Source organism: Pseudolactococcus piscium (genome assembly GCF_002441695.1).
Taxonomy (GTDB): domain Bacteria; phylum Bacillota; class Bacilli; order Lactobacillales; family Streptococcaceae; genus Pseudolactococcus; species Pseudolactococcus piscium.
The window spans coordinates 1-4,688 of the sequence record NZ_JXJW01000036.1; the positions used below are offsets into that span (position 1 = coordinate 1).

General features: G+C 35.1%; 8 protein-coding genes. 1 reads left to right on the forward strand and 7 read right to left on the reverse strand.

The features are described from left to right. Positions 1 to 164: 164 nt before the first annotated feature. The 7 genes from RU86_RS11335 to RU86_RS11360 form a co-directional block, all read right to left on the reverse strand. Entirely contained in the window at positions 165 to 353 is a 189-nt protein-coding gene (locus tag RU86_RS11335; protein ID WP_096815396.1) for a hypothetical protein, read from the reverse strand. 304 nt (positions 354 to 657) lie between these two features. Beyond that, a complete protein-coding gene (locus RU86_RS11340) occupies positions 658 to 2,052 on the reverse strand; it encodes a DNA primase family protein (RefSeq protein ID WP_096815397.1) in 1,395 nt (464 codons plus the stop codon). Between the two features lie 10 nt (positions 2,053 to 2,062). Continuing rightward, positions 2,063 to 2,845 (reverse strand): bifunctional DNA primase/polymerase, encoded by a 783-nt coding sequence (locus tag RU86_RS11345; protein ID WP_096815398.1) that lies wholly within the window; start codon positions 2,843 to 2,845, stop codon positions 2,063 to 2,065. A gap of 220 nt (positions 2,846 to 3,065) precedes the next feature. Continuing rightward, positions 3,066 to 3,353, reverse strand: a complete 288-nt coding sequence (locus RU86_RS11350) for a hypothetical protein (protein ID WP_096815399.1) — start codon at positions 3,351 to 3,353, stop codon at positions 3,066 to 3,068. Beyond that, the gene (locus RU86_RS11355) at positions 3,350 to 3,805 is read right to left on the reverse strand and encodes a hypothetical protein (RefSeq protein ID WP_096815400.1); all 456 of its coding nucleotides are present in this window, start codon (positions 3,803 to 3,805) and stop codon (positions 3,350 to 3,352) included. The genes RU86_RS11350 and RU86_RS11355 overlap by 4 nt, the downstream gene beginning before the upstream one ends. A 4-nt stretch (positions 3,806 to 3,809) precedes the next feature. Next, positions 3,810 to 3,974 (reverse strand): hypothetical protein, encoded by a 165-nt coding sequence (locus tag RU86_RS12145; protein ID WP_179296284.1) that lies wholly within the window; start codon positions 3,972 to 3,974, stop codon positions 3,810 to 3,812. Positions 3,975 to 4,087: 113 nt separating this feature from the next. Continuing rightward, on the reverse strand, positions 4,088 to 4,279 hold the full coding sequence (locus tag RU86_RS11360; protein WP_096815401.1) for a helix-turn-helix domain-containing protein: 192 nt from the start codon (positions 4,277 to 4,279) through the stop codon (positions 4,088 to 4,090). Between the two features lie 148 nt (positions 4,280 to 4,427). Here RU86_RS11360 and RU86_RS11365 point away from each other — a divergent pair. Beyond that, positions 4,428 to 4,688, forward strand: a 261-nt coding sequence (locus RU86_RS11365; protein ID WP_143468125.1) for a helix-turn-helix domain-containing protein, incomplete at its 3' end; no start/stop codon positions are given.

Below are 4,688 nucleotides of genomic sequence, written 5' to 3' on the forward strand. Positions count from 1 at the left end.
TAATAGTTTAGTTTCAATTTCTTCAAATGTTTTCATTATGGTTTCTCCTGTATTTATTTGTTAGTAGAATTATAGTAGTAAAATGTAGTGAAAATTCATGGTTCATGGTGGTCTGCTCCATGCTGAGCGATCTGCTCTGATATAGTCATTTATCATCTAGCACCTCAATCAATGTAAGTTACATTATTTAAAATGATAATCTTACCTGTTTCTGTAATCAGTGGCTCAGGTTCATTGTCTGGTTCTGTTGAGTTGATGTCTCGCAAAGCATTATTTAAAGCTTGCACATTGACACTCTCATGTAATGTATCGCCATTAATAAAGTGAAATGTATAATATTTAGTTTGATTCATTAAAATTTTTCTCCAATTTTCTATTTTTTATCCAGTACATAATAACTTCAAAATACTTGTACCACTTGTACCGACTCCGTAAAGCATTGATATTAAAGGGTTTGTGGGTTCTCTTTCTCTAACATCACCCGTACCATTGTTGTACCAGACTTGTACCATTTATAGAGTGGTACAAGCGTGGTACAGGTATGGTACAAGTAAATTTAGAAACACATATGCTTTAAACCCTTGATATATATAGATTTATCACTAATGGTACAGATGGTACAACTTTTTCTAACTTATAGTAGGGGCATACAATTATTTATTGATTTTCATTCCAAAATAAGTGAATATACCTCCAAATCCTGCTACCATTTTCTCGAGTATTCTTTTTATAAATACCCATTTTTTCAAGTTGTTTAGTAAATTTAGGTTGTGATAGTTTCTTGATACTTTCCTTAAAACAAAAATTCTCGTACATTTCATAAGTTGTTCTTGATGATCCACCTGAGTTTCTAGTTTTATCTATGTAACATTCTTCTTCAATAAATCTCAAAACATGGTTAGAATCTTTCAGCCATTTATCTTTGACTTCTTGCATCCTATCAGATACAGTCAACTCTTTTCGTTCTAAAGCAGACTTGAACATATTCATACTATATAAAGCAAGTAATGGTATCTCTGCTTCAATTGCTTTCAAATCATGTTTCTGTTTAAAAGCATCATCTATAACACAACCAAACGGAACAACATATAACCGTCTCTCAAAACCCAATGTAAAATCATTAAAGGCTGGTAGTTCATTAGCACTAAATATCAACTTAGCAAAGTTCACAAACATGAAGGCATCTTTTCCCTTTTGTTCGGCTGATAATCTATCTCCACCAGTTAAAGCCTTTAATACACCAGTTGACTTAATAAACTCTGAATCAACATCCGCAAATATATTAGCTAACTTCTGAAATAGATTGCTACTTGCAAAACGATTCTGCGCATTGCCTAAATCCTGTAAGGTCACATTACTAATATTTTCGTGGCATAATACTTTAGTTAGATACTCTAAAAACGTTGACTTCCCATTAGCTCCAGCACCTTGTAATATTGTGATGGTCTGAAAAGGTGCATAACTCCGATAAAAGCAATAGCCTATCATCTCTAGTAAATATTTAACGCTATCACTATCACCAGTCAAATTTTTTAACCATTCTATTGTCTTAATAGGCACTTCTTTAGTATCTGGATCGATAGAATAGTTGTGGCTTTGCATGATATAGTCTTTAATATCGTGTGGTTTCATTTGATTGGTATTCAAATTATAAGTACCATTCTTGAAATTCACAAGATAAGGTTTACTATGGTTAAAAGGATTGTCTTTCATCTTTTCATCAAAGATTTTAATCATGATAAATTTCTTAGTCTCAGACAATTTCTGTTGTGACCATTTCCCAACGGTTTCTAGTTTTTTAGTGATATAACCATCTAAGTAATCTCCTAGACTATCCATCCTCCACGCCCCAGTTGTTTTGTCAAACCTTGCCCCATAAGATAATTCATTAGATCGTATCATAGGAACTTCTTTCATGATTTCATAACCCAAGAGAGAAGCGTTTATTTTTAAGTTACCTTTTTCATCATACCCAGCCCATTTTGGTAACTCATCATCTTGTCGGGCTTTTGGTGTGTTTTTTGCTAATTCAATTAATTTTTCTGATGCCATTTATCCCTTTCTATACCATCTTAAATACACTTTCCCATATTGCGGTTAGCTCCTTGTCATCTAAGGGCGGACTAGTTTTAGTATTGAAAGCCTGTAATAGGTCCATGCAAGCACTAGGCTCTATACCAATCTTGCGCCAATAATGTAAGACCTTGTTAGTATCGATGTTACGTCTACCCTCACTTGCGCCACTATTAAACAGCTCCCACATTTCAGCACTATAAGTGCGTTTACCTAATTTAGATGCTACTTGCCGTTTAGGTGGCTTGTGGATCATATCAAGTAACCAGCTAGGACAATCCGCAATACTTGCTAGGGTGTCATCACTATTAAAAGGCTGGTAATCGCCATCAGTTCGCTTACTGGGATAGATGGGTGTAAAGTGTGTTTTAATCTCCACACCGTCCATCAACTCGCTTACAATAGGCTTAGAGAAAGTCTCAATCGGTACTTTAAAGAAAATATGTACTCCAGCACCAGTTGGTGTCTTTTCAACATAAGTGTTTAACGGCTTATCTTTATTGTGAGTTTGCCATAAAGCATTAAATGCTTTCACACCGTTTTGACCGTCCTTGTGTTGGTCTAAATCGATGCAGATTAGACCACTATTTTTTAGGTTTATCAGAATATTCCTGTTAGGTATTTCATCAAACCAGCTACAAGCTAAGTCACTGCTTAACGTACCTTCTACCGTTCCTTTTAAAATAGCCCGTTCGCTCTTGCCTGCTGGGTACCCTGCGATAACATGAATACCTTGGCTTATACAAAATAAGGCTTGTTCTTTTGGTGTCATAGTTCTACCCCTCAACTAGTTGATCTATCCAATCAAGACTGGCCAAAGTATAGCCATTTACCGCTAAGTCTTTAAGTTTCATTTCTCATACCTCAATTGCCTTGCCTGACAAATTTCTATTTTATTTATGGTTTAAATGTACCCAATACTTTAACCGTGGTCTCAAATCTTGGTGGTGTCACAAGATACTTGATTAAATTTAGTCATCTTAACACCCCCTTTAATTATCCAATGCGACAAACTGGCATATATCGTCAATCAAGTAATAGATTAATGATGTCTTATACTTAGGCTTGTACCGCTTTAACCCATGTTTTTCAAAGTTAGATAATGTACCGTCTGATATATCTAATTCGTCCATTGCTTGTTGTTTAGAGATATACGGTAATACTCGTGTGGTAGCCTTTAATTTAACCCGTGTGGCTTCATAATCATTAACACGCTTAATTATATCCTCAGCAAGTAAACGGCTGGTCAAGGTCGTCAGAGGGTCAAACTCATTACTCATTTATTTACCCCACTATTCTGTTTAGCAATAATCTCCATAACACCATTTGCCAAGATATTAGGATCTACCCCAATTTCAGAAGAAAGTGCTTGAATATCGTCAGCACCTATCAAATCAAAGGCAGTCACTTTTTTATCTCGCTGGGCTTGTCGTTGCTCTCTGACACCTCTAGCATATCCTGACCAATATAATTCTATTCCAACTAAAACTGAGTGACCTGAGTTCATATCACTATTGCTGGCTCTTTCATAAGCGCTTAAGAAAAGACTGTCACAAACACTGTGACCATAGCTAGTTTTACTATCTCGCTTGGCTTGTTTGTTGATAATGTAACCTTTCGGCACTTTTAAATTTAATGGTAGCCCACATTTATTAACCATCATTTTTTTCTTATCGGTTGTAATGATAATGGTTTGTTTTAGATCGTGAATTTTTAGTGTTTTATTTGCCATGTCCTTAACCTCTCGTCATAAATCTAGCGAATGCGACAACGTCATTATATGAACGCTCTAGCCCTTGTTTAGTCCATACCGTCCATTTATGAGTAGCATGGTTAAACTGCGCCTGTGAGCCAGCCTGTATGCCGTGAGTGGGAAGTAATACGTCTATTGTATTGTTCATTTGTGTGTATCCTCTACTTTTGATATAATAGAGTAAGCAAAGCCCTGTAAGGCTTGCATTACTAATAGTTTAAAAAGTCTCTACTTTGGTTGGTGAGGACTTTTTTTGTTGTTTCAATAATCTTTTGCGAGCCACTCCATAACCTTTACATAAATACTAGGCTTCGTCATATAGTCCCCACGTTCAATATTATTTAACGTTACATAACCAATGCCAATTTCTCTGCACGCTAGTTTTTTTGTTAAACCTAAATCAGCCCTCTTCCTCCTTATTGCTTTAGCCTGAATATCTGTTACTTTTAGCATATAAGTAAATACCTCCTTTTATTTTTACAGAAATTATTTTGCTGTATCTCCATAATACGGTAAATAATTTTCTGTGTCAAGCGTTTATAGAAAATAATTTGCTGTATTGAGAAAAATAAGTTATAATTATCGAAAAAGGAGTGGTAAAATGTCTATAACTTCAGAACGAATTAAACAAGCACGAAAAGAAAAAGGGTTGACTATGGATGAATTAGCTAACAAAATGGGAGTTAAATCTCAAAGAACTGTTGTTAATTGGGAAAATGGATCAACATCTCTTAGTGAAAAGAAATTAAGCAAAATAGCTTCAATTTTAGAAGTCTCGGTACTTTATCTTTTAGGTTATATCGATACACCAAAAGAAGAATTAATGACCTTTGATTCTGGCGAAGAGTTCGACAAAACAAGA

Bases quoted from the DNA above. Each gene is read 5' to 3' on its own strand.
- RU86_RS11335 (WP_096815396.1), bottom strand. From the start codon at position 353: ATGAATCAAACTAAATATTATACATTTCACTTTATTAATGGCGATACA.
- RU86_RS11340 (WP_096815397.1), bottom strand. From the start codon at position 2,052: ATGGCATCAGAAAAATTAATTGAATTAGCAAAAAACACACCAAAAGCC.
- RU86_RS11345 (WP_096815398.1), bottom strand. From the start codon at position 2,845: ATGACACCAAAAGAACAAGCCTTATTTTGTATAAGCCAAGGTATTCAT.
- RU86_RS11350 (WP_096815399.1), bottom strand. From the start codon at position 3,353: ATGAGTAATGAGTTTGACCCTCTGACGACCTTGACCAGCCGTTTACTT.
- RU86_RS11355 (WP_096815400.1), bottom strand. From the start codon at position 3,805: ATGGCAAATAAAACACTAAAAATTCACGATCTAAAACAAACCATTATC.
- RU86_RS12145 (WP_179296284.1), bottom strand. From the start codon at position 3,974: ATGAACAATACAATAGACGTATTACTTCCCACTCACGGCATACAGGCT.
- RU86_RS11360 (WP_096815401.1), bottom strand. From the start codon at position 4,279: ATGCTAAAAGTAACAGATATTCAGGCTAAAGCAATAAGGAGGAAGAGG.